Below are 23814 nucleotides of genomic sequence, written 5' to 3' on the forward strand. Positions count from 1 at the left end.
GGCGGCCAGGCCAGAGGGGGGTGGGCGGCAACTCGACGCTGCAAGGCGAGCTCTTTGGAAGCTTCCGCTGCCGGCAGGCCGCAGAGACTAGCTAGCCATGCGCCCGCACCCCAAGCCCCAACCCTTCCCCCTCGACATGCTGGCTGTGAACCGCGCGAGCCCCGAGCATCTCACGCGCCAACTCTATCACGGCCTCGTCGCCATCATCCGCAGCCGCGCGCTGCCGCCGGGCTCCGAGCTGCCCTCCACCCGCGCCTTGGCCGCCGAGCTTGGCCTTGGTCGCAACACCATCGTTACCGCTTACGACCAGCTCGTCACCGAAGGCTATCTCGCCAACCGCCAGGGCGCGCGCCCGGTCATCGTCGACCTGCCGGACGGCCCGCGCGAGTCACCGCGCGAGGAACCGCCGGTGCCGCTGCGATCACCCTCGCTGCGCGGCCAGCAGCTGCTCAGCCAGCCCTATCATCACGGCAGGCCGGGCCACGTCGCCTTCCACCCCGGCATGCCGGATGCGCAGAGCTTTCCCTTCGGCGTCTGGGGCCGGCTGGTGGCGCGCCGCGCCAGCCATGGCGGCGAGACGCTGTTCGGCACCTATGACGTCACCGGCCACCCGGCGCTGAAGGAAGCGATCGCCGGCTATCTCTTCTCCGCCCGCGGCGTGCGCTGCCGCCCCGAGCAGATCGTCGTCACCACCGGCGCGCAGGCAGCCTTCGATCTTCTCGCGCGCCTGCTGCTCGACCCCGACGACACGGTGTGGATGGAAGAGCCCGGCTATTACGGCGCCAAGGCCGCCTTCACCGTGGCCGGCGCCAGGATCCTGCCCATCCCGGTCGACCAGGAGCGCGGCTGGCGTCTCGACCCGCCGGACCCGTTGCCCCGCCTCATCTATGTGACGCCGGCCTGCCAGCATCCGCTCGGCATCACTATGCGCATGGAGGAGCGGCTGCGCCTGCTCGATATCGCCGAGACCGCCAATGCCTGGGTGATCGAGGACGATTTCGACGGCGAATACCGCTTTCAAGGGCGCCCCGTGCCGGCGATCCAGAGCATGGACCGCGCCGGCCGCGTCATCTATGTCGGCACCTTCGCCAAGCTGCTGTTTCCCGCACTTCGCCTCGGCTTCATGGTGCTCCCCGTGGAGCTCGCCGGCCGCATCGTCAACGCGCTCTCCACCACCGGCCAGTTCGCGCCGCTGCTGCTGCAGGCAGCGCTCGCCGATTTCATCACCGAAGGCCACATGAGCCGGCACCTGAAGCGCATGCGCCGCATCTACGCCCAGCGCCGCCAGCTTTTTCGCGATATCGTGACCGAGCGCCTGCGCGACGAGATCACCCTCTCCCCCGCCGAAGCCGGCATCCAGGTGGTGGGCTATCTGAGGGAAGGCATCGACGACATCAAGGTCAGCCAGGCGGCGGCAAGAAGGGCCATCAACGTCTCGCCGCTGTCGAAATATTTCCAGAACACGGCGCCGACCCAAGGGCTGGTGCTGGGCTATGCGGCGTGCGATGCGGCGCAGACGCGGGATGGGGTGGAGAGGCTGGCGGCGGCGATACGCGAGACGCTGGGGTGAGGGGGTGCGGTGTTCCGGGGCGATATCAGGCTGCGCTCTGTATGCTGCGTTGACCCTCAATCTTCATAGCACTGAGCGCGGCTAGCCCCACCGCATAGCCCAAGGTCGGGTGAACTGCATCGCCAATCCACTTAGCGAGATGTTTGCGCTTCACCGCAAGACCGCTTGGCACAAAATCAAACCAATCTGGAAACCCCTGGATTCTAGCCGCTTCTCTTGGTGTTATAAGCCGCCGCTCAATGGGATGAACGTACCGCCCTTGCCCAGGTGTCCCGAAGCCGGTTGTTATAGTTTGCGCTGGTCGATCCCAATACATTCGCCCGTATACAGCCGTGTAGGATGTGCCGTTCTTATGGCAATCAGGCCTCTGGGAATCCGGCAAATCGTAAAGATTGTGGTCGAATAAATAGTTGATTCTCTCGGCGTTAATAGAAGAAACTACAGGAGTCGAATTTATTAACTCAATCGACTGCAAGTTGATAAGATCACCGATAGCCCAAGACAGTGGCATGCTTGAAGATTTCAACGCGTCAGAGAACGTCATAAGATAATCTTGGTTTAAGGGCGCCTCCTTCGATGCTACTAAAAAATGGCGAGCCCGCCGCTGCGCTGCTCCAAGATTGTCGGCCTTGATCACGCCCATGGAGGTAGAGTAGCCGGCTGACTTTAGAAGACCTACAGCTGTGGCGACCACATCGGAGTGCGAATTTTGCACAGTCGGTACATTCTCAATAATGACTGCTTTGGCTTTTAGTGCGACACCAAGCGCCACGGCGGTAACGTAGAGGTCATTTCTGGGGTCTTGACGACGGGTGTGGTTGTTTAGATTTGAGTGACCCTGGCATGGAGGGCCAGCAATGAAAACGTCGATCGACCCAATATTGTCAAGATCAGCGTGAACGGTCTCCGGTTCATAGCCAAATTGCGCGTTATCACCGAGTCCCAGTACATGAAAATCGACCAACGACGCGGCGCTAGCTGCGATTTTGCGCTTTGCACCCATATTGTAACTATGGATTTCCAGCGCCGCTGCGTCGGTGTCTATGATTGCTGGGAACTCAACCGCTCGGTTGACGGCCTGTGCCGCGAGGGCCATCCCCAACCCAAGGCCTCCTGATCCGCAAAAGGCGTCAACAATCCGGAGAGGGGCGCCTTTCTCCACTGACTGAACTTCGCTGCCGCGGAGCAGCGATTGCCACCAAGCATGGCGCGGCTCCAGCCCATCGTCGGCTAGATTAACGATAGATGTTTCCTCAGATTTGCCAGGAGCTAACTGCACCCTGCGCTTGAGCTTGGGCCCAATCCTCACATAGGTTTCATGCACTGAACACCTCACGCCGCGGCCGAGGCAATACGCTCCCATTGCGAATCGATGAAGCTCGTTGCCCGCGCCTCACTCATTAGCTCAAACATCAAATTAGTTCGAGCCCTTTTTAGCTGCTTCGCCAGTGCACGTATCTGAGCGATTTTCAGTCGGGGCTTGTCGTTCGCATTTGATGGGAACTGGAATGAAATCAGAGCGCGTGCGAACGTCCGACAATTTCCATAGCCCTGTCGGAAAAGATGGCTACGCCAAAAATCGATATCCCCCCTGCGTGCCAGGTCGTATTTGTCGGTGAGGTTATCGTCTACAGACAACTCCGCCCTAAGCCAAAGTCGATATAGAAGATTTTCAGTTGCCGCCCCGACGCCAAAGTTCTTAGGATCTCGGTCCTCGCCATACCTTCGATCAATCACGTTTTTGCAGTGGATCACGGCGAGCCAGGTCCAGAACTCCGGGTTCGCCAAGGCTGGATGGGCAGGAAGGATCTTATGCACATGAGCGGTGGCCGCAGCCTCAAAATCCCCGCCGCCGATAGCTCCCTTGGACGGTTTGTAGGTATCCAGCAATCCATTCAAAAATTTAGCCAACTGTTCACCGATGCCATCCCAGTCTTCATCGGCTCCATCATCGGAGTACCTCACTTCGGGCGGAGTCGACTCCGCCTGTCCTTCCCCGGGAAGGAGATAAGATCGCACTTCAGATCTGCTCATAATCGGATATGGCATAGCAATCCTTCCTACTTAATTGCTTGTACGACGGCGAGGCGGTCTTGAAGTATTGCGCGAGCACGGCCAGGAGTATTTATAGCATCTTTTAGCGCACTAAGGGTTATCGGTGAGCTCTTTCCCAGTTGTTGGAGAAGTGTTGCAAGAGGGCTACCAGAATGCGGAGTGTCTAAACTTTTCCATTCACTAAAGCTCTCGGTAAGAATTGACAAAACTATCTCAGTTGCCAAAAAAGGTTGAAATGCATCCCCCAAACTAGGGGAAGAGACAAGCTTATTATGCGCGTCTATGTGAATATAAACTCTCGCTACATAGGTGTCTTCTTCACTTTCCTCAGCTATGCCGCCGGCGTATTCGACGAAGTACAAAGTCTTAGGCGGAAAATGAGCAGCCACCCATTCCTCGTCGGTTCGCGTCCGAAGGTCAAAAAGAGTAGGGGTCGCGCGAGATTTTAGCGAAAAAGTTTTTTGCGCTAGCCAATGCCCTACGACGAACGGCGAGCCCGGCATTGGCTCGCGGTCATATCGAAGACAGATTGCTACAGTTAACTTGAGGTTTCTGCCTCCAGCAAAGCGGCCCAGTATCTCCGGTGAAATTGCCCAATCGGTAGGTAGAGACTCCGACAGAGGCAAACTAGCCAAGACTTCGGATCGCTTCAGAAACGGGTGCGTCGCGACGAGCACCAGTTCCAGATCGGATGCCTCGAGTCCCGATGGGAGCCAAGTCTCCGGGCCAACAACTGAAAAGAAAACGATCGGATCAAGTTTCTGAAAGGCAATTTCATCAAGATCAAAGGACGTTTCGTCTGAGATGTCACTGTCTTTGAAGAGCTTTATCCGACATGATCGAAGGGAATCTTCGGCGCTTTGAAGTTGGAAGAAAGGTCGAACTTCTCGAGGCTCTGTTCTGTGCCAAGCTGCAATCACGTTAAGCTCCCACGGCTTCGACTTCCGGAACGAAACGAACGGTCCACAGCGGATCGTATTTCTCTGTCTCGCACGAAAACCTCGAAGGCTTATCTGGAGACAGCACGAATGTCATCCATTCCGGGTTGTCGGGATCAACTTCAAGGGCGCTATCAGTTTTGATTGATAGCTTTAACGAATCGCCTGTGGCCCCATCTTCTATAATCGGGCACGTGACTTTCAACCGAACCTTTACAGCGCTGCTAGCTTCATCTGCCTTCAATCGAACGCTAAAGGTCGCCGCTAACTTTAACGCTTCACCGTCTGCCGAAGTGTGAGGTACCTTGTCGTATTCTAAGTGTATCGGAGCTGCCGCGACTTCAGGCTTTTTGGCAGTACCGCTCTTTGATGGTGATAATAGACTAGCAAGAGTTCGCTCAAGAAAAGTCAGTCGTTTCGGCTTGGAAGGCGTCGGAGGAGACGCCGTTTTCTGGGATGATTTTACTGTCTTTCTAATGCCCGAGAGGACCCGCTCCACGATCATTCGCTTAGAACCAGTCTGATCCTGCAGGCGCCTTGCCTCGGGATCCCACCGGTCATGAGCGGGCGGCTCAGAAGATCGCAAAACTAGATCAATGTCAGCAGAAGCGAGGAAGGCACCTGCCAAGACCGGCGTCCCAACGTTCCATTTCCTATAGTACGCTACAACCATCAGCGGGCTTCTAATGAGGGCAACCGAATCCGTCCTATCTTCAGCTACCGCGTAATCTCCATCCTCCTCCTGTTTGAGAACCGAAAGACCTAAGTAGCCGTCATTTTTGCCAATCGGCTTCTGAAACTGTGTTTTGCCGTCAGACGGCGATTTGCCGGTGGCGATGTCATATGCCTCGAGGAAAGGGCGAAGATGGTGTCGCTTCCTCGGCCTCGGAAGTTCCTCTTTTCCGTCCTCCCGAACGACGCGAACATCAAGCTTGTGGGAAATGAGGCGAGGCCACCACCAGTCCTCCACTCCCTCCAAGATGCCATCGGAAGACAGAAGAGTATCGACTATCAGCACGGACGTGCCGAGGTCGTCTGCACTACGATTGTCAAAGCCAAGGAGACTCGCCATGGCGTCTGCGGCATCGTTCAGCAATGGGTCGACGACCGGTTGGGCATCAGTTACGCTGGGAGAGTTGTCCAAGCCAAACCAGCCCCGACCCGTAAAGACTTTCTGCAGGTGTGCATGCTTACGATAGTATCCACACCCGAACAGAAGAGATAAAGGCTCTCCATTCTCATTTTTTGTTCGACTATATGCGAAAATCGTCTGTATACCAGAGTTTGCACTATATACAGACTTGCCATAGCCATAGGAACCGCCGGTTCCGTGTTCATCTTGCTCTTTGCCGCCATCGCCGAGGGTAAGCAGAAATTTGTAGAAATTTGAGTCGGAACTAGATGGGTCACCCTTAAGCCCCGTGGTGCCATGGTCGTTAATGTACAAAAGCCTAAGTGGAGTCTGCTTATCTGAAATTGTGGTTATGCAGTTGGGATCACGAAATCCCAAGCGATCAGCCCTCTCCTGAATGCTTGGCAGACCTGCGGCCTTGGCAAACGCGGCCTTGTGGGCGCCGGTGAGTGCCTTGGTGACAAAATCCACCGACACTTTCTGGTTTTCTTCTGCCCGAGCATCCACGCTGTTTTGGATGGCCTCCCTTGCAACAACAGCCTCAGGGTGCATACCCGAGGACGCCAAGGTGTTGGTGTACGCCTCGCCAACCGCGCCTCCCATGCGCGGGTTGGGCTCAAATACCCAGTTTGGCTTCTTTGATGCCTTCATTCCTACCCACTCCCAATTGCGTTTGCTTTGAAGCCCCCAAGAAAGCCTCAATATCGCCAATTGCTGCGTCCATGTCTCGCAACTGACACTGCCATACAGTCAGTACACGCCAACCGCGATTGGCAAGCTCATTCCTCTTGCGGTTGTCCCGCAATTTATTTGCCTCAAGCTTATCTGCCCAAAACGCTGCTCGCGTTTTCGGTCGAGTACCAAGTTTGCAGTTATGACCGTGCCAGAAACAACCGTTGACAAAGATGGCCGCCCTAAGCCTGGAAAACACTATGTCGGGCGTTCCTGGAAGGCCTTTGACATTGACCCGGTATCTCCAGCCTCTCGCGTGCAGCAAACTTCTGATCGTCATCTCAGGCTTGGTGCCGCGGTCTCGCACACGCGACATCAGTTCGCTGCGCTTTCTCGTAGTCAGATTATCCACGCCGCCAACTAATCCAGCTTGAACCCTTGTTCAGCACCTGTCACCGTCTCAGTAAACCGTGCCCGCGTCCCCTCTACAGCTTTCTGAAGGGCCTTCACGATCCTGCGGGCATCCTCCTCGCTGAATTCGTATGCCGCTCGATTTGACAGGTTTCCCACTAGGCGAATCTGCTCAAGTGCTCTGTTCACACGCTGGTTTGCCAACTTCACGAAGCTGGCTCGTTTGTCGCGCATTTCGTCCTCCAACCGGTATGACACATTTCCATAATGTGTGATACATCATGAAAATGTGCAAGATATGGTGCGGAGAAATATTCCTTTCAAGCAGGTCTGTCGAGGAACCGAGCGCGTCTTCAATGTCTGGATCCCATAGATTATCGCTGTTCCCGTTGAGAGATTATGCGTCTCGCTCGGTGCCTGCGATGAAAAGCTATGGACCATTCGACTGCCCTTCCCGAGAGATGGGTTACACTTTCGGCCCTTTGCGAGGAGAGCAAGGTGCCTTGGAAGGAGTGTAACGTCTTGGAAGAGCGGGCTGAAGTTACCACCTGCGGCCGCATCTGTTACAATCGCAGGAAGATCAACCTCAGCCTCGTCTTTGCCGGCCAGACCGTCGGCATCAAACAGGTCGAGGGCCATATCTGGCTGACCAGCTTCATGGACTATGATTTGGGATACTTCGATGATGAGACATGCAGGCTCGAACCACTCCAAAACCCCTTCGGGCCAAAAGTGTTACCCATGTCTCCGGTATAAACCGTAACCTATGTGTCCGGAACGGACCTTCGAGTAACTGGCGCACCCGACAGGATTCGAACCTGTGACCTCTGCCTTCGGAGGGCAGCGCTCTATCCAGCTGAGCTACGGGTGCTTCCCGGGAACCGGAAAACGAACCGGCCAGTAAGCCGGCCAGCCACGGCTTCTTAGCGGAAGCCGCTTCGGGCTTCAACGGCCAATTGGCGATTGTACGGGACTCCCCCTCCGTCCCGGCTTCGCCTGGGCCACCTCTCCCCACTCCGTGGGGCGAGGAACTGCGGCCCTCACCCCTCCGCCGGCGCCTTCGCCGCCCTGCGCCGCACCCGCCTTGCGGTGTGCTTCTGCTTCTTCGCGGTCAGCTCGTTCATCGCGTCGAGCTGCATCTGCTGCATTTCGGCCAGCCGCGTCCATTGGCGCGAGATGAGGTAGTCGAGCTTTTCGTGCAGGTGCCGCACTTCAAGCTCGGCCTTGAGGTTGACGCGGTACTCGTTGAAGGAACGCAGGCGGTCTTTCACCTCCTGGCGCTTCTGGCTCATCATGATCACCGGCGCCTGGATGGCGGCGATGCAGGAGAGCATCAGGTTGAGCAGGATGAAGGGATAGGGGTCGAAGGCACCGGTGGTGCCTTCGAACAGGTTGATGCCGATCCAGACCAGCAGGATGGCTGCGAAGGAGATCAGGAACCACCAGCTACCGCCAAAGGCGGCCATGTTGTCGGAGACGCGGTCGGGAAACGTCCGGTGTTCCTCGAACTCCTCCTCCGAGTTTTCCGAAATCGTGTCCTGTTTCGCGATCGATTCCACCACCTGGCGGTCGAGCTCGGAGAATTCGCCGTGCTCCTGCTGCAGCAATTCCTCCATGTAGCGCATGCGATAGCGGCCGAGCTCCTCGCGGCTGACGCGGGCGCCGCGCGGCAGGTCGGGATGGTCGGAGCGGATGCGGTCGGCAAGGCTGGGCCGCAGATCGTCGATGCGCACCAGGTCGCGCTTGCGGAATTTTCGCCCCGATATCGCCGAGGGTTTTTTCTTCGGCTTGACCCTGGTCGTGCCCGGAACATGCGGCTCGGAATCCGGCACGTCCGGCGCTTCGAGGATCTCGTCGGCGGCGGCTTGCGCATCTTCCGGCACCGTCTCCGCCTCGAGATATTCGCCGGCGATGTCGTTCTCGTCGTCGGGCTGCGCGGACGCCTTCGGGTCGCCTGCCATGGTCGGTGCTCCTGTTCGCGGGCTTTGCGGCTACGATACGCCAAGCCGGCGCAGCATATCCATTGCCAGTGTGAATCCCGTGTGACCGAACAAGTTCTTGTGATGGGCTGCGGGGCGGGCTTGCCCGGCCGCACTCGCATAGGGCGGCGCTCGCCCCCTCATCCGGCCGCTTACGCGGCCACCTTCGCCCCGACGGGGAGAAGAGGCTGGCGCCAACGCTGGCAATCTCCTCTCCCTCGGGGGGTCCGAAGGACGGGCGAGACCCGTGGCTCGCCCCGGAATGGTCAGCCGAGCGAAGCGGAGGCTGGGTGAGGGGGAGCGCCGCCGGAGATTCTCGCCACCCCTGGAGCAATCGTCTTCGCCGGCTGGCCTTGATCCAGATCAAGCCAGCCCCTGTGGCGGGCCTGATAGGCTGACTATATCGAAACCAGGCCTGAGCGTTCAGGCTCCCGCCACCTGGGGCGCGCGGCGCCCCGAGAAATGAGGGATCGCCACCATGTACAAGAAAATCCTGATCGCCACCGACGGTTCGGAACTCGCCCAGAAGGGCGTCGCTCACGGGCTGGAACTGGCCAAGGGCCTCGGCGCCACCGTGGCTTTCGTCACCGTCTCCGAGCAATTCCCGGCGCTCGCCTGGGGCGGCGCCATGGCCGGCTACGTCGCCGCCGACGAACTGGTCAACTATGAGGAAAGCGCGCGCAAATACGGCCGCGAGGTGCTCGACAAATGCAAGGCCGAGGCCGATGCGAAGGGCGTGGCCTCCAGGGGCATCCATATCGAGAACCGCACGCCCGCCGAGGCGATTCTCGAAGTTGCGGGCGCCGAAGGCAGCGACCTCATCGTCATGGCCTCGCACGGCCGCCGCGGCCTCGGCCGCCTGGTTCTGGGCAGCCAGACGGCGGAAGTGGTGTCGCTGACGGAGATCCCGGTGCTGGTGGTTCGGTAGGGTCCGCCGATATTCAGGTGAGGCCGGCCTGCGCGGGGCGGCGCCTCCCGTCAGTTCGTCATTCCAGGGCGGAGCGACGCGAAGCGTCGCGCAGACCCTGGAATCCATGCCGTTTCGCCTGCCGAAGAATGCAGCGGTGCAGAAAGAGGCTGTCTACGCTGGCGCTCCGGTGCCATTGTCTGCACCGTCGCGACGTTCACAGGTCACGGCATGGATTCCAGGGTCTGCGCGCTTCGCTTTGCTCCCTGCTCCGCCCTGGAATGACGAAGGAACGGCTTCGCCGTCCCTCAGGCGTCATTCCGGAAGAGCGGCAGGCGCTCCTCGCGACCGCCTACTGCGCCGGCAGCAGCGGCGCGCTGGGCGACGCCAGATCCGCCGACGGCAGATCGGATGCCGGCGAACCCGGCAGCGCCGACGCAGGCGTCGCCGAATCCGGTGGCGGCAGCCCTGGCAAAGCCGAGTCCGGCGGCGGCAATTGGGGAAGCGGCGAGCCCGGCTGCTGCCCGGAATACATCAGCCTGGGCTGGCTTGCATCGGCGGTCGTGGGCGCCACGCTGCGCTGGATCAGCGCCTCGACATGGTCGTTGCGCTGGCGCGCGGTATCGGCACCCATCACCACCACGATCAGATGCCTGCCGTCGGCATTGTAGGAGGTGACGATGTTGTAGCCGGAAGCTCTTATGTAACCGGTCTTGATGCCGTCGACGCCGCGCACCCGTCCCAGCATGTCGTTGTGGCCGCGCACCAGCCGGCCGCGGAACATGAAGTCGCTTTCGGAGAAATAGTGGAAGTGCTGCGGGAAGCGGTGTTCCAGCGCCATGCCCAGCACCGCCATGTCGCGCGCCGTGGTCACCTGGCCGTCGTCGGGCAGGCCGCAGGCATTGCGGAAACTGGTGCCGGTCATGCCGAGCGAGCGCGCCTTGGCGGTCATCATGGCGGCGAACTGGTCCTCCGAGCCGCCGCCCAGATATTCGCCCATGGCCACCGCCACGTCGTTGGCAGACTTCACCACCATGGCGCGGATGGCGGAATCGACGTCGATCGTCTCGCCGCGACGGAAACGCAGTTTCGTCGGCGGCTGCGAGGCGGCGTGGTCGGAAACCGGGATCCGCGTTTCCTTGGTGACGCGGCCGGACTCCAGCGCCTCGAACAGCATGTAGAGCGTCATCATCTTGGTCAGCGACGCGGGATAGCGCTGCGACCTCGAATTGACCTCGAACAGGGTCTTGCCGGACGAAGCGTCGACCACGATCGCCGCATATTTCTGCGGTTGCGCCGGCACGGTCAGCACGCTTTCCGGCGGCGTCGTGGTGCAGCCGGCAACCAGCGCGAGCAATGCCAATACGGCGATGAGTTTCTGGAGGAAAGGGAAGGGACGGGGCAAGACTTGTTCTAAAGCTGTTGCTAAGATGCGGCGAAGCTAGCGTAACCCATGCGCCGCGTCCAACTGGTTAACGCGCACAGCAAGGCATTTGCCCAGGTTTTGGAGGTTCGCGCTGCTGGCGACGCTGCCAATCTCCCCCCTTGCGGGGGAGATGCCCGGCAGGGCAGAGGGGGATGCTGTCCGGCCGGCGTGGCCTTCGTCATTCTAGGGCGGAGCAAGGAGCGAAGCGACGCGCGCAGACCCTAGAATCCATGCCGTGACGGTTGAGAGCCGCCGCAGTCCAGGACGGCCAGCGCTTCGATGACATTTCACGCTGGATGGCGTCAGTGATGTCGAGATACTCCTCACCAGACGGGACGCTGCACACCGTAACGGCTGGTCAAGCGGGCGCCTTGGCTAGTCTTGCGCTAGGCATGCGACGAGCAAGGTCGCTGGTGACGGCGTTGATCGTCGCCATCGCCATGGTGCTGCTCCATCTCTCCCTTGTGGGGGAGAAAGGATTTTCACGATCTTGGCGGAGCTAAGTCGTAGAAAATCCAAGAGAGGGATTTCACAGGGCGCAAGCGCAGTGATGCAAAATGCTGGTTGCTCCGCTTGCGCGCGCTCCATCGAACAGGCTTTGCTTGCGCAAAGATTCGCGGGAGGCATTCATGGACACGCTCACCATCGGCGCAAAAGGCATCTCGGTCTCGCTCGATCTCGCCGTCGGCCATATCGCCGCCATGGACATCGAAGCCGACGGCCGCGTTCTAAAACCCCTGCACCGCGCGCCCTGGGTCGGTTCGCCGCGCCAGAGCCTGCCGGAAACCCTGCCCGAAGGCACGGTCCGCCTGTCCGGCGATTTCCTTTGCGCGCCCTTCTCCACCAGCGACGTCGAGGTCGCACCCCTGCATGGCTGGCCGGCCAACAGTCAGTGGGACGTCGTCGAGAACGGCGCGGTTCCCGGCGGCTGGCGCGCGGTGTTCCGGCTGCGCCGCAAGGTGATGGGCGCCACCATCGACAAGGTCTTCACGCTGCGCGATGGCCATCCCTTCCTCTACCAGGAGCACATCTTTTCCGGCGGTTCCGGCGCGATCTCCGTCGCCCACCATCCGATGACGGTGATGAAGGGCGGCGGCCGGTTGGCCTTCTCGCCGAAGCGCATGGCCGTCACGCCCCCGACGCCGCCGGAGCCAGATCCGGCGCGCGGCCGCTTCATGCTGGCCTATCCGGCCCGCACCACCGACCTCACGCGGTTCCCGCTCGCCGCCGGCGGCACAACCGACCTCACCGACTACCGCATGGAAGACAGGCGCGAGGATTTCATAACCCTGGTCGAGGCGGATCACGGCGGCCCGGGCTGGACGGCTATTGCCCGCCGCGCCGAGCGGGATCTGGTGCTGGTGCTGAAGAACCCGGCCGAACTGCCGGTGACCATGCTGTGGTTCTCGAATGGCGGCCGCGACTACGCCCCCTGGAGCGGCCGCCACGTCGGCGTGCTCGGCGTCGAGGACGGCCGCACGGCCGTCGGCCACGCCGATTCGCTCGGCGACAACTGGTTGAAGCATGAAGGCGTGGCCACAGCCTTCGCGCTCGCCGAGGGACGGTCGATCTCCTTCCGCCATGTCATCGGTGGGGTGCCGTTTGCCGAAGCCGAGCCGCCGAGCGGCCTGGAGGCGGCACCTGACCGCTTGCGCCTCGTCACCGCCGGCGGCACGGCGCGGGAGCTGCCGTTCGACGGCGGGTTCCTGCGCATCGGCCGCCCGGTTCCTGCGTGAGAGGTCGGCCAGCGCCTGGGAGTTCGTCATTCCAGGGCGGAGCAAGGAGCGTAGCGACGCAGCGCAGACCCTGGAATCCATTCCGTGACCTTGGCCGAAGAGTGCAGCAGAGCAGAATTCCGTATCGCCGCACCGCTTCAAAGTCGCGGCATGATCCTCGGGTCTGCACGCGTCGCTTCGCTCCTTGCTCCGCCCGTGGATGACGACGGGATCCCGGCTAATCTCGAAGGCGGGAGACTGCCAACACGCGGTCAAAACGTTGGCATCTAGAACGAGGTTTGAAATTTCCATCTTTCACCGCCAAGATGCCGGCTGAGCCGCAGCCGGAAAGCCCCGATGTCCGAGATCGCCCATATCACAGCCGCCATCTTCAAGCGCGCCGGCGGAGCCAGGCGCTTCGTTGTCGCCATCGCCGGTCCGCCGGGCTCCGGCAAGTCGACACTCTCTGCTGCATTGCATGAGCTGCTGCCGGAAGGCACATCCGAGATCGTGCCGATGGACGGCTTCCATTATGACGACATCATTCTCAACCGTCGCGGCCTGCGCCCCCGCAAGGGCGCGCCGGAAACCTTCGATTTCGCCGGCCTCGAGACGCTCTTGAAGCGCATCCGCTCCGGCGAACCCGATATCGCGATTCCCGTGTTCGACCGCAGCATCGAACTGTCGCGCGCGGCGGCCGAAATCGTCGGCGCCGACACCAAGTTCATCTTGGTCGAGGGCAACTACCTGCTGCTCGACGAGGAGCCGTGGTCGCGGCTGGCGCCTTTGTTCGACTTCACCATCTTCGTCGACGTGCCGCGGGGCGAGCTCGAGCGCCGCCTGATGGAGCGCTGGCGGGAGCATGGCAAGTCCGACGAGGACGCCCGCGCCTGGATCGCCTCCAACGACATGCCCAACATCGAGCGCGTGCTGGCGCGGCGCCGGCCGGCCGACATGGTCATTGCTCAATGACCTTGGTGATTGGTTAACCTGCTCAATTTTCAATATTTTTCGGCGGGAACTTTAAGGTTTTCACGCCGTTATGACCCTATCCCGAATTGTCCGGCGCCGGAGCAATTCCAGGAAGGCGCGCACCGCTTTGCCTCCGGAATTGCAAAAAAGAAAATGACAGGAGCCGTCAGATGACAACCAACAGCAGAAAGCCCGCGCCCAAGAAAAGCAGGGCCAACCAATCCAGGGCGGCGACGCAGGCCAAGGCTGACGCCAGCCCCGCAATAACGAAAGACGCCAAGCCGACTTTCGGCAAGGCGGCGCCGAAGAAAGTGACGCCTGGCGCTGCCCACAAGGTCGCGGCCAAGAGCGTGAAACATGCCAAGTCGCCGGCTGGCAAGTCGGGGCCGATCCGCACCGTGGCCAGCGTCGCGACAGGAGCGGTCGTTGCGACCGCTAGGCTCGCGGCTTCCGTGTTCGGCCGCGGCGGCGCCAAGGCCAAGGCGAAATAGCGCCTTTACGCGATTCCGGACGGCGAAGTCGCCGAGCCGGACCTTCGCGATTGGCCACCACGACAGCTCGGTCGTCATTCTAGGGCGGAGCAAGGAGCGAAGCGATGCGCGCAGACCCTAGAATCCATTCCGTGACGCTAAGGCGTTGCAACGTTTACAGAATTCTGCACCGTTGCACTCTACGGCAAGGGCCACGGCATGGATACTCGGGTCAAGCCCGAGTATGACGACGTGACGGGGGTTTCGGCTAATCTCCAACGTGGGCGCTAGCCGCGCCCGCTTAGCCCACCGCCACCTTCAGCCAAAGCGCCTTTTTGCCGAGCGTCGAAACCAGCCCGGCATGGGCCGCGCGATCGACCTCGGTCAAGCGCGCCCGCAGGGCTTTTTTGTTGCGCCCACCGCTGCACGTTTCCCGAAGCTACTTCAGCCCTTCGCCGGGATGGTAAGACCCCGCTTCACCGCCGGCCGCGCCAGGCCGCGCTCCAGCCATTCGGCGACGGTCGGGAAATCATCGAAGCCGACCAGTTCCCGCGCCTCGTAGAAACCGATCAGGTTGCGTACCCAGCCCAGCATCGACACATCGGCGATGGTGTAGTCGTCGTCCATGATCCACTTGCGGCCCTTCAGGCGCGTTTCGACCACGCCGATCAGCCGCCGCGACTCGTCGCGGTAACGCTCCAGCGGCCGCTTGTCGGCAATCTCGCGCCCGGCGAATTTGTGGAAGAAGCCGACCTGCCCGAAGATCGGGCCGATCGCCGCCATCTGGAAGAACACCCACTGGATCGTCTCGTAGCGCCGCGCCGGATCGGCGGGAATGAGCTTGCCGGTCTTGTCGGCCAGATAGAGCAGGATGGCGCCGGACTCGAACAAGCCGATCGGCTTGCCGCCCGGACCGTCCGGATCGATGATCGCCGGTATCTTGCCGTTCGGATTGAGCGACAGGAATTCCGGTGTCCAGCTCTCGTTCTTGCCGATGTCGACGTAATGCGGCTCGTAGGGCAGGCCGATCTCCTCCAGCGCGATCGACGCCTTCACGCCGTTGGGCGTCGTGGCGGAATAGAGCTGCAGGCGATCGGGATGCTCGGCCGGCCAGCGCTTGGCGATCGGAAAGGCGGACAGGTCGGTCATCGAAAACTCCGGATGCGGATTGGCGCCGGGGCGACGCTCATGGCGGGTGAAGAAGAATTAAGACCCTGGCCGGCCGGGATCAATACGCCGCCAGCCGGCTTTGCCGTGCACCACAGTCAACCGGGTGGCTGCGATCAGACCGTCTTGAAGGCCAGCACCGCGTTGGTCCCGCCGAAGGCGAAACTGTTGCTGAGCGCCGCGCGCACCTTGCGCTCGCGCGCCGTGTTCGGCGTCACGTCGAGGTCGCATTCCGGGTCCGGCTCGCGGTAGTTGGCGGTCGGAGGCACGATGCCGTCGCGGATCGCCATCACGCAGGCGATCATCTCCAGCCCGCCGGAAGCGCCGAGGCAATGCGCATGCATCGACTTGGTCGAGGACACCGAAAGCGAACGCGCATGCTCGCCGAAGACGCGCTTGATCGCCGCGGTTTCGATCTGGTCGTTGGCCTTGGTGCCGGTCCCGTGCGCGTTGAGGTAGTCGACATCTTCCGGATTGAGCCCGGCATCCGCCAGGCAGAAACGCATGGCCGCTTCCGGCCCTTCCACGGTCGGCGCGACGATGTCGGAGGCATCGGCCGAAAGCCCGACGCCGGCGATCTCGGCCAAGATGGTGGCGCCGCGCGCCATCGCGTGATCGTAGCTTTCGAGCACCGCCATGCCGGCGCCTTCGCCCAGCACCAGGCCGGCTCGATCGGCCGAGAACGGCCGACAGGTGTCGGGCGAAAGCACCCTAAGCGCCTCCCAGCCCTTCAGCACGCCCCACACCAGCGGCGCTTCGGTGCCGCCGGCGACCATCACGTCGGCGCGGCCGAGCCTGATCTGGTCGACGGCCGAGGAAATCGCATGGTTGGCGGACGAGCAGGCCGAAGTGGCGCCGAAGACAGGGCCGCGCAGCCCGAGCGTCATGCTGACCTGGCCGGCGGCCGCGCCCGGCATCACTTTTGGCACGGTGAAGATGGCGGCGCGGTTGCGCCCCTCGAGCAGAATGGCGCGGTAATTCTCTTCGATGGTCTCGAAGCCCGCGACGCCGATGCCGACGATTGCGCCCATCCGGTAGGTGTTGTCGGCATGGGCCGTCAATCCGGACTGCCTCATGGCCTCGCGCGCGGCGATCACCGCCAGCAGGCTGAAGCGGTCCATCGACACGACCTGCTTGCGGTCGATGCCATGGTCCGGCAATTCCTTGATCTCGCAGCCGGTCTTGACCTTGAGGTCGTGCAGCGACGGGTTGTCGATAGGGCCGATGGCCGACCGGCCGGCGCGCATGGCCTCCCACATCGCCGGCACACCGTTGCCAAGCCCGCAAATCCCGCCAATGCCGGTGATGACGACGCGTTTTTGCATGCAGTCAGGCTTTTTTCGCGATCAGCTCGCGAACTGCCTCGACCATGTCGCCGACGTTCTTGAGATTGCTCCAGGCATCGACCGTGTTCATTTCGATCTCGATGCCGTATTTTTCCTCGAGATCGAAAATGATCTCGGTCAGCTCCAGCGAATGGATGCCGAGCGTGCCGAGATCGGTGCTGGCGGTGATTTCCTCGCCGCCGGTATCGGCATGTGCCTTGATCTTTTCGATGATCTCGGTCGTCAGCTGGTCAGCCATTCGGTTCCTTCCCTGTCGTTGCCCGACGCCAACTGATCAGCGCCCCTTTTTGATCCCCGGACCCAACAAACGCCGTTGCCCTTACCTCGCCAGGCACCGCGCGACCGCTCCAAGGTGGCTTCCCTCTATAGAAACCGAAACGATGTCAAGCAACAAGCGATATCGACAAAGCCGCCGGAGTGCTTAACCTGGGATCGTGGACATGATCGACGACACCTTGACATCCCAACCTGCCTCGCCCCTGGCGGCCCCTTCCTTGCCTGCCGCGCAACGTGTTGCCGGCCTAGGCAGGCTTTTCTGCGGCGAAAGCGGCGGCCGGACGCGTCTGCGGCGGCTTTACCAGGACGGATCGGCCAAGATCCGCCTGCCGGCGGTGCAAGGCGATCCGCTCGAGGCGGTGCTGATCAACACCGCCGGCGGGCTGACCGGCGGCGACCGCCTCGGCTGGATGATCGAGGTCGGCGCCGGCGCCTCCGCCGCCATCACCACCCAGGCCTGCGAGAAGGTCTATCGCGCCGCCGCCGACAGGGCCGAGACAAGCGTCCGCCTGCGGGTCGATCCGGGCGGCCGCTTGGCCTGGCTGCCGCAGGAAACCATCGTTTTCGACCGCGCCGCCTTCGCTCGCACGCTGGATGTCGAGCTTGGCGACGATGCCGAGGCATTGGTGCTCGAAGCCACGCTGTTCGGCCGGCTGGCGATGGGCGAGCGCACAACCAACGGCAGTTTCCATGACCGCTGGCGGGTCCGCCGGGGCGGCGCGCTGATCCATGCGGAGGATTTTCGCGTTGGGCCGGATATCGCGGCAACGCTGCGGCGGCCAGCGGCGGCCGGCGGCGCGCTTGCCGTCGCCACATTGCTGCTCGTTTCGCCGCAAGCCGAAAGCCTGCTGGAGCCGGCCCGCGCCATCATCGGCGATCCGGTCATCGGTGGTTGGGGCGGCGCCAGTTTCTGGCGCGTCGGCCGATCTGGCAAGCTTCTTGCGAGGCTTTGTGCCGGCGACGGCTACCAGCTCCGCAAGCGGCTGGTTCCGCTCGTCGAACTGCTCAATGGGCGGGCGGGCCTGCCTAAATTGTGGTCACTCTGATTTCGATTGCCGGGACATTGCATGAACCTGACGCCGCGTGAAAAAGACAAGCTGCTCATCTCCATGGCGGCGATGGTGGCGCGCAAGCGGCTGGAGCGCGGCGTCAAGCTCAACCATCCCGAAGCCATCGCCCTGATCACCGACTTCGTCGTCGAAGGCGCGCGCGACGGCCGCCCGGTCGCGGACCTTATGGAGGCGGGCGCCCATGTCGTCACTCGCGCCCAGGTCATGGACGGCATCGCCGAGATGATCCACGACGTCCAGGTCGAGGCGACGTTTCCCGACGGCACCAAGCTGGTGACCGTGCACGAACCGATCAGGTGAGGAGAACGACCCTTGCTGGAGCTCAGGCCGAATTGCGAATGCTGCGACAAGGATCTGCCGCCGGAGGCGGCCGATGCGCTGATCTGCACCTTCGAATGCACCTTCTGCGCCGGCTGCGTGGACAATGTGCTGGGTGGCGTCTGCCCCAATTGCGGCGGCAATTTCGCGCCGCGACCGATCCGGCCGGCGGCCAAATTGGTGAAATATCCGCCGTCGACCAAACGCGTGCTCAAGGCCGAAGGCTGCGGCCCGCGCAAGGCCGCTTGATCAGGTCAATTGGAAAGGCAGAAAGATGATCCCCGCTTCGACAAAACGCAGCACGCTTGCCGCGATCCTTTTCCTGGCAGCCGCCATGCCGGCCTACGCCCATGTCGGCGCAGGCTCCACCTCGTCCTTCGCCGCCGGCTTCGCGCACCCTCTGTCCGGCCTCGACCACATGACAGTCATGATCGCCGTCGGCTTGTGGGCGGCGCTGAAAGGTGGCAAGGCGGTTCTTGCCTGGCCGCTCGCCTTTGTCGGCGTGATGCTGGCCGGCGGCGTGCTCGGCATGCTGCATGTGCCGGTGCCCTTCGTCGAGCCGGGCATCCTCGCTTCCATGGTGGCGCTCGGCCTGCTGGTGGCGCTGGCGATCGACCTGCCGGTCTCGGCGGGGGTCGCCATCATCGGCCTGTTCGCGCTGTTCCACGGTCACGCCCACGGCACGGAAGTCGCCGAAAATGCCGGCGGGCTGGAATATATGGCGGGCTTTGCGATCACCACGGCGCTGCTCCACGGCGTCGGCATCGCGGCCGGTCTCGGGCTAGGCTCGCGTTTCCGCGGCCTGGCGCGCGTCGCCGGCGCTGCCTGCGCGGCGGTTGGCCTCGGCCTTGCCTTCGGCGTGCTGTGAGGGCGCGATGATCCCCGGCGAAGTCATCACGGCCAAAGGCGACATCGAGCTCAACAAGGGGCTAACGACCGTCACGCTCAAGGTCGCCAACAGCGGCGACCGGCCGATCCAGGTCGGCAGCCACTATCATTTCTTCGAGACCAATGAGGGCCTGAAATTCGACCGCGACCGCGCACGCGGCATGCGGCTCGACATCGCCGCAGGCACGGCCATGCGCTTCGAGCCCGGGCAGGAGCGCGACGTCACGCTGGTGCCGCTGGGCGGCAAGCGCGAGGTCTATGGCTTCCAGCTCAAGGTGATGGGCAAATTGTGAGGTCCGCCGGCGCGCTCACATCACTTCGGGGGCTTGGCGGCGGCATAGATGACGACCTTCCCCGGATTGTCGAACTCTACGGCGAGCACGTCCTCTGCCTGCACGCGCCGCGAATCGATCGCGTTGAAGAGCAAGGCGTTCGCCTCGATCTCCTGGCGCAGTTCGGCGACATCCTCCTGATGCTGCTTCACCTTGTTCTCTATCGCCGGCGGCGGCCCGCCTTCGCTGCGCGCCGCGTCGGTCAGGAAGACGATGTCGACCGTGTCGAGCTTGGTGGTCTTGCGCACCGTGCCGATGTTGTCGCGGGTGCGGTCGATGGCCGTGATGACCTTTCCGGCTTCCGTCTTGGAGAGCGCTTCCTCCTGGCGGATGTCGGAATCGACGATTGCCGCGGCAGGCCTGTCGCTGTCCAGCGGCTGCGCCGCGAGTGCAACATGGGGCGCGGCCACGAAAAGCGTGGCGGCAACCACGAAACTCCATCTTGCAAGGCGGCTCGCCATCGCTCGCTCCTGACTGAACTCGTGGCGGGGCGAAAACAGCGAAACGGTCCTGCCTGGCCGCAGGTTCCCTTCAAAAGCTGGCCGGCGGACCGCGAAGCGGCCCACATTCCCTTCAAAATATGGCTGGCGGACCGCAATGCGGCCCGCATTCCCTTCAAAATATGGTTGGCGGACCGCGAAGCGGCCCGCCTGGGCGTGCAATCAGCTTGCCTTCTTGGTGATCAGCGTCAGCGCGCCGTTGGGCTGCAGGCTGGCGGCGATCACCTGCGCCGAACTCACGCCCTTGGCTTCGAGGGCGGATTTCACCTTGGGCGTCGCGTCAATCGACTTGCGCAATGTCTGCAGGCCGGCATCGCCGCGCTGCGCCACGATCTGATTGACCTGCGTCTGCGCGTCCTTGGGCAGCTCGGTGATGTCGATCACGTTGACGCTCTGGATCGACGGTGCCGCGGGCTGAGTCTTCGGCGCGGTCGGCGCGGGGCTGGGCTGCGGCGTCGGCTGCTGCTGGGCATTGGCGGCGCCCGCCATCAACGTGGCGGCGGTTGCGGCGAGAAGTATCGCTTTGAGCATGGATATTCCTTCCATCGATTTGGCAAACGGTCGTTTTGGGCTGACCGGGGCACCTCAACCGCCAAATGGGAGCGCAAGGTGTCGCCGAGCGGGTCATTGCGTGACCATTGGGTGGCGACAATGTGCACCTCGCATTCATTCAACCTGAATTTCGGGAGCAATCGCTGATGGCCAGGATAACCCGCGCCGCCTATGCCCAGATGTATGGACCGACGGTTGGCGACAAGGTGCGGCTTGCCGACACCGAGCTCTTCATCGAGGTGGAGAAGGATCTCACCGTTTATGGCGAGGAAGTGAAATTCGGCGGCGGCAAGGTCATCCGCGACGGCATGGGCCAGAGCCAGGTGACGCGGGCCGGCGGCGCGGTCGATACCGTCATCACCAACGCGCTGGTCGTCGATGCGCTTACCGGCATCGTCAAGGCCGATATCGGCCTCAAGGACGGCCGCATCGCCGCGATCGGCAAGGCCGGCAATCCGGACACGCAAGCCGGCGTCACCATCATCATCGGGCCGGGCACGGAAATCATCGCCGGCGAGGGCAAGATCCTGACGGCCGGCGGTTTCGACGCGCATATCCACTTCATCTGCCCGCAGCAGATCGAGGAAGCGCTGATGAGCGGCGTCACCACCATGCTTGGCGGCGGGACCGGCCCGGCGCACGGCACGCTGGCCACCACCTGCACGCCGGGACCGTGGCACATGGCGCGCATGATCCAGTCCTTCGACGCCTTCCCGATGAATATCGGCCTGTCCGGCAAGGGCAATGCGTCAAAGCCGGCAGCGCTCGAGGAAATGGTCTTGGCCGGCGCCTGCTCGCTGAAGCTGCATGAGGACTGGGGCACGACGCCCGCCGCCATCGACTGCTGCCTGTCGGTCGCCGACGACTATGACGTGCAGGTGATGATCCATACCGACACGCTGAACGAATCGGGCTTCGTCGAGAATACCGTGGCGGCCATCAAGGGCCGCACCATCCACGCCTTCCACACCGAGGGCGCCGGCGGCGGCCACGCGCCCGACATCATCAAGGTCTGCGGCCTGCCCAACGTCATCCCGTCCTCGACGAACCCGACCAGGCCCTACACGGTCAACACGCTGGCCGAGCATCTCGACATGCTGATGGTCTGCCACCATCTGTCGCCCTCGATCCCCGAGGACATCGCCTTTGCCGAAAGCCGCATCCGCAAGGAGACGATCGCGGCCGAGGACATCCTGCACGACATCGGCGCCTTCTCGATCATCTCTTCCGACAGCCAGGCCATGGGCCGCGTCGGCGAGGTGGCGATCCGCTGCTGGCAGACCGCCGACAAGATGAAGCGCCAGCGCGGCGCGCTGCCGCAGGAAACCGGCGACAACGACAATTTTCGCGTCCGCCGCTACATCGCCAAATACACCATCAACCCGGCCATCGCGCACGGCCTGTCGAAGGAGATCGGCTCGATCACGGTCGGCAAGCGGGCGGATCTCGTGCTGTGGAATCCGGCCTTCTTCGGCGTCAAGCCGGAGATGGTGCTGGTCGGCGGCTCGATCGCGGCCGCTCCGATGGGCGACCCGAACGCCTCGATCCCGACGCCGCAGCCGATGCATTACCGGCCGATGTTCGGCGCCTATGGCAAGGCCTTGACCAACTCCTCGGTGACCTTCGTTTCGAAGGCGGCGCTCGACGCCGGCCTGCAAGGCAGGCTGGGCGTCGACAAGGCGATGGTCGCGGTCGAGAACACGCGCGGCGGCATCGGTAAGCATTCCATGGTGCTGAACGACGCCACGCCGCATGTCGAGGTCGATCCCGAGACATACGAAGTGCGCGCCGACGGCGAGCTGTTGACCTGCGAACCGGCGACCGTGCTGCCGATGGCGCAGAGGTATTTCCTGTTTTGACCTTTAGGCCGCAAAGTCACCCGCCATTGGCTTAAGATCGAAAACGGCGCATTATGCGAGTATGAATAAAATTCAGATACAGCGTCGGCATAAGTCTACACCCATTGAGACGGACTACGCTCAGTGGTGCGCCGAGCAAGGCGCGCTGTTGCGCGAAGGTCGTCTCTCCGACCTCGATCGCGAGAATTTAGCGGAGGAGATCGAGAGCTTGGGGCGGAGTGACAAGAGGCAAATTGCGAACAGACTTGGCACCTTGCTCCTGCATTTGCTCAAATGGGAATTCCAGGAGGAAATGCGCAAGACTGGCTGGTTACTCACCATCCGCGAACAACGGCATCAGATCAAAAAACTGATCGACGAGAGTCCGAGCCTGAAAGCGTATCCGCAAACTCAACTTGCTAGCGAATTTGAGTTTGCGCGGCTGAATGCAATTGACGAAACGGGCCTGCCCGGAAAGCATTTCCCGCTCGATTGTCCTTATCGAATCGCTGACGTTCTCGATCAGGATTTCCTCCCCGGCGCTCCGTGGTCGCCGGATCAACTCACTCGCGGATAGGGACGCGGGTTCCCCGATGGTCCAGATGCCGCATAAGCGGCCCACCATAAGCCCGCATTGTGATTATGCATGCCCACCGAAATCGCCTCTCCCCACGACATCTTCCCGCATATCCGCATCGTCATGGGCATGGTGATCGGCCTCGGCGTCACGCGGCTGCTTTCGGGAACCGCCCGCATCGTCCAGCACCCCGGCCAATACCGCATCTACGCGGTGCATCTCGCCTGGGTCGCCTCGGTGCTGCTGATGCTGGTGCATTTCTGGTGGTGGGAGTTCGGCCTCTACGCCATCGAGAACTGGACCTTCGGCAAATACCTTTTCATCATCTTCTACGCCATCACGCTGTTCCTGCTCTGCGCGCTGCTGTTCCCGGATTCGATGCTCGACTACACCTCCTACGAGGATTATTTCTACTCGCGCCGCGCCTGGTTCTTTGGCCTGCTCGGCGCGACTTATCTGCTCGACGTCGTCGACACTTTGCTGAAGGGGCCGGAGCATTTCGCCCGCTTCGGCAACGAATATCTGTTCCGCACGCCGGTCTTCGTCGCGCTCTGCGTCGCAGCTATCCTGGTCCGCGACCGCCGCTTCCACGTTGCCTTCGTGGCGGCGACGCTGATCTACCAGATATCGTTCATCCTGCGGCTGTTCGACACCATCGTCTGAGCGTTCGCGATGCGGTAGGGTTCTCGGAAAGGCAAGAGTT

The 23814-nt window shown here is 62.1% G+C and carries 27 protein-coding genes and 1 tRNA gene; 14 read left to right on the top strand and 14 right to left on the bottom strand.

Features of this window, described 5'->3' with window-relative positions; all coding sequences use genetic code 11:
• The first annotated feature begins 97 nt into the window (after positions 1-97).
• Positions 98-1570: a PLP-dependent aminotransferase family protein gene (locus FJ956_RS25235; RefSeq protein ID WP_140674384.1), complete on the top strand. Its 1473-nt coding sequence runs from the start codon at positions 98-100 to the stop codon at positions 1568-1570.
• 25 nt (positions 1571-1595) lie between these two features.
• On the opposite strand, the gene FJ956_RS25240 is transcribed toward FJ956_RS25235, so the two are convergent.
• The 6 genes from FJ956_RS25240 to FJ956_RS25265 are packed head-to-tail and all read right to left on the bottom strand — an operon-like array spanning position 1596 to position 7012.
• A complete protein-coding gene (locus FJ956_RS25240; RefSeq protein ID WP_181170123.1) occupies positions 1596-2894 on the bottom strand; it encodes a DNA cytosine methyltransferase in 1299 nt (432 codons plus the stop codon).
• A gap of 8 nt (positions 2895-2902) precedes the next feature.
• A complete protein-coding gene (locus FJ956_RS25245) occupies positions 2903-3619 on the bottom strand; it encodes a DUF6339 family protein (protein WP_140674388.1) in 717 nt (238 codons plus the stop codon).
• Positions 3620-3630: 11 nt separating this feature from the next.
• Positions 3631-4545, bottom strand: a complete 915-nt coding sequence (locus FJ956_RS25250) for a hypothetical protein (RefSeq protein ID WP_140674390.1) — start codon at positions 4543-4545, stop codon at positions 3631-3633.
• Between the two features lies 1 nt (position 4546).
• Positions 4547-6346, bottom strand: coding sequence for a hypothetical protein (locus tag FJ956_RS25255; protein WP_140674393.1), 1800 nt, complete (start codon positions 6344-6346; stop codon positions 4547-4549).
• Positions 6312-6779, bottom strand: coding sequence for a very short patch repair endonuclease (locus tag FJ956_RS25260; protein WP_181170124.1), 468 nt, complete (start codon positions 6777-6779; stop codon positions 6312-6314). The genes FJ956_RS25255 and FJ956_RS25260 overlap by 35 nt, the downstream gene beginning before the upstream one ends.
• Before the next feature lie 8 nt (positions 6780-6787).
• Positions 6788-7012, bottom strand: a complete 225-nt coding sequence (locus FJ956_RS25265) for a hypothetical protein (RefSeq protein ID WP_140674396.1) — start codon at positions 7010-7012, stop codon at positions 6788-6790.
• 288 nt (positions 7013-7300) lie between these two features.
• On the opposite strand from FJ956_RS25265, the gene FJ956_RS25270 reads away from it, so the two are divergent.
• Positions 7301-7534: a transposase gene (locus tag FJ956_RS25270; protein WP_246681616.1), complete on the top strand. Its 234-nt coding sequence runs from the start codon at positions 7301-7303 to the stop codon at positions 7532-7534.
• Positions 7535-7572: 38 nt separating this feature from the next.
• Here the strand turns inward: FJ956_RS25270 and FJ956_RS25275 are convergent.
• Positions 7573-7649 (bottom strand) — tRNA-Arg (locus tag FJ956_RS25275).
• A gap of 169 nt (positions 7650-7818) precedes the next feature.
• Positions 7819-8739, bottom strand: a complete 921-nt coding sequence (locus FJ956_RS25280) for a DUF1003 domain-containing protein (RefSeq protein WP_140674399.1) — start codon at positions 8737-8739, stop codon at positions 7819-7821.
• Between the two features lie 496 nt (positions 8740-9235).
• On the opposite strand from FJ956_RS25280, the gene FJ956_RS25285 reads away from it, so the two are divergent.
• A complete protein-coding gene (locus tag FJ956_RS25285) occupies positions 9236-9685 on the top strand; it encodes a universal stress protein (protein WP_140674401.1) in 450 nt (149 codons plus the stop codon).
• 331 nt (positions 9686-10016) lie between these two features.
• Here FJ956_RS25285 and FJ956_RS25290 read toward each other — a convergent pair whose 3' ends face one another.
• Positions 10017-11069 (bottom strand): D-alanyl-D-alanine carboxypeptidase family protein, encoded by a 1053-nt coding sequence (locus FJ956_RS25290; RefSeq protein WP_140674403.1) that lies wholly within the window; start codon positions 11067-11069, stop codon positions 10017-10019.
• A gap of 650 nt (positions 11070-11719) precedes the next feature.
• On the opposite strand from FJ956_RS25290, the gene FJ956_RS25305 reads away from it, so the two are divergent.
• The 3 genes from FJ956_RS25305 (at position 11720) to FJ956_RS25315 (ending at position 14268) form a co-directional block, all read left to right on the top strand.
• Positions 11720-12826, top strand: a complete 1107-nt coding sequence (locus FJ956_RS25305) for a hypothetical protein (RefSeq protein WP_140674407.1) — start codon at positions 11720-11722, stop codon at positions 12824-12826.
• A 336-nt stretch (positions 12827-13162) separates the two neighbouring features.
• On the top strand, positions 13163-13777 hold the full coding sequence (locus FJ956_RS25310) for a nucleoside triphosphate hydrolase (protein WP_140682520.1): 615 nt from the start codon (positions 13163-13165) through the stop codon (positions 13775-13777).
• 170 nt (positions 13778-13947) lie between these two features.
• Positions 13948-14268 carry a hypothetical protein gene (locus FJ956_RS25315; protein ID WP_140682517.1) on the top strand — a complete coding sequence of 107 codons (321 nt, stop codon included), beginning with the start codon at positions 13948-13950 and terminating at the stop codon, positions 14266-14268.
• A 423-nt stretch (positions 14269-14691) separates the two neighbouring features.
• On the opposite strand, the gene FJ956_RS25325 is transcribed toward FJ956_RS25315, so the two are convergent.
• From FJ956_RS25325 to FJ956_RS25335, 3 genes are all read right to left on the bottom strand, one after another.
• Positions 14692-15396, bottom strand: a complete 705-nt coding sequence (locus FJ956_RS25325; protein ID WP_140682514.1) for a glutathione S-transferase N-terminal domain-containing protein — start codon at positions 15394-15396, stop codon at positions 14692-14694.
• Between the two features lie 134 nt (positions 15397-15530).
• Positions 15531-16739, bottom strand: a complete 1209-nt coding sequence (locus tag FJ956_RS25330) for a beta-ketoacyl-[acyl-carrier-protein] synthase family protein (RefSeq protein ID WP_140682511.1) — start codon at positions 16737-16739, stop codon at positions 15531-15533.
• 4 nt (positions 16740-16743) lie between these two features.
• Positions 16744-16998 carry an acyl carrier protein gene (locus FJ956_RS25335; protein WP_041003067.1) on the bottom strand — a complete coding sequence of 85 codons (255 nt, stop codon included), beginning with the start codon at positions 16996-16998 and terminating at the stop codon, positions 16744-16746.
• Between the two features lie 202 nt (positions 16999-17200).
• On the opposite strand from FJ956_RS25335, the gene FJ956_RS25340 reads away from it, so the two are divergent.
• Genes FJ956_RS25340 through FJ956_RS25360 form a run of 5 tightly spaced genes read left to right on the top strand, consistent with a single transcriptional unit; the run spans position 17201 to position 19605 of the window.
• The gene (locus tag FJ956_RS25340; protein WP_140682508.1) at positions 17201-18082 is read left to right on the top strand and encodes an urease accessory protein UreD; all 882 of its coding nucleotides are present in this window, start codon (positions 17201-17203) and stop codon (positions 18080-18082) included.
• A gap of 21 nt (positions 18083-18103) precedes the next feature.
• Positions 18104-18406, top strand: coding sequence for an urease subunit gamma (locus tag FJ956_RS25345; RefSeq protein WP_140682505.1), 303 nt, complete (start codon positions 18104-18106; stop codon positions 18404-18406).
• Positions 18407-18418: 12 nt separating this feature from the next.
• Positions 18419-18673 carry a DUF1272 domain-containing protein gene (locus tag FJ956_RS25350; protein WP_140682503.1) on the top strand — a complete coding sequence of 85 codons (255 nt, stop codon included), beginning with the start codon at positions 18419-18421 and terminating at the stop codon, positions 18671-18673.
• Between the two features lie 25 nt (positions 18674-18698).
• A complete protein-coding gene (locus tag FJ956_RS25355) occupies positions 18699-19292 on the top strand; it encodes a HupE/UreJ family protein (protein WP_140682500.1) in 594 nt (197 codons plus the stop codon).
• A 7-nt stretch (positions 19293-19299) separates the two neighbouring features.
• Positions 19300-19605 (top strand): urease subunit beta, encoded by a 306-nt coding sequence (locus tag FJ956_RS25360; protein WP_140682498.1) that lies wholly within the window; start codon positions 19300-19302, stop codon positions 19603-19605.
• A 20-nt stretch (positions 19606-19625) separates the two neighbouring features.
• Here FJ956_RS25360 and FJ956_RS25365 read toward each other — a convergent pair whose 3' ends face one another.
• Both FJ956_RS25365 and FJ956_RS25370 read right to left on the bottom strand, forming a co-directional pair.
• Positions 19626-20105, bottom strand: coding sequence for a hypothetical protein (locus FJ956_RS25365; protein ID WP_140682495.1), 480 nt, complete (start codon positions 20103-20105; stop codon positions 19626-19628).
• 201 nt (positions 20106-20306) lie between these two features.
• Complete coding sequence (locus FJ956_RS25370) at positions 20307-20675, bottom strand: hypothetical protein (RefSeq protein ID WP_140682492.1); 369 nt, start codon at positions 20673-20675, stop codon at positions 20307-20309.
• 164 nt (positions 20676-20839) lie between these two features.
• On the opposite strand from FJ956_RS25370, the gene ureC reads away from it, so the two are divergent.
• From ureC to FJ956_RS25385, 3 genes are all read left to right on the top strand, one after another.
• On the top strand, positions 20840-22555 hold the full coding sequence (gene ureC, locus FJ956_RS25375) for an urease subunit alpha (RefSeq protein WP_181170345.1): 1716 nt from the start codon (positions 20840-20842) through the stop codon (positions 22553-22555).
• 61 nt (positions 22556-22616) lie between these two features.
• Positions 22617-23111 (top strand): DUF29 domain-containing protein, encoded by a 495-nt coding sequence (locus FJ956_RS25380; RefSeq protein WP_140682486.1) that lies wholly within the window; start codon positions 22617-22619, stop codon positions 23109-23111.
• Between the two features lie 69 nt (positions 23112-23180).
• Positions 23181-23774, top strand: coding sequence for a hypothetical protein (locus tag FJ956_RS25385; RefSeq protein ID WP_140682483.1), 594 nt, complete (start codon positions 23181-23183; stop codon positions 23772-23774).
• The last annotated feature ends 40 nt before the right edge of the window (positions 23775-23814 follow it).

Source organism: Mesorhizobium sp. B2-4-3 (assembly GCF_006442815.1).
Lineage (GTDB): Bacteria > Pseudomonadota > Alphaproteobacteria > Rhizobiales > Rhizobiaceae > Mesorhizobium.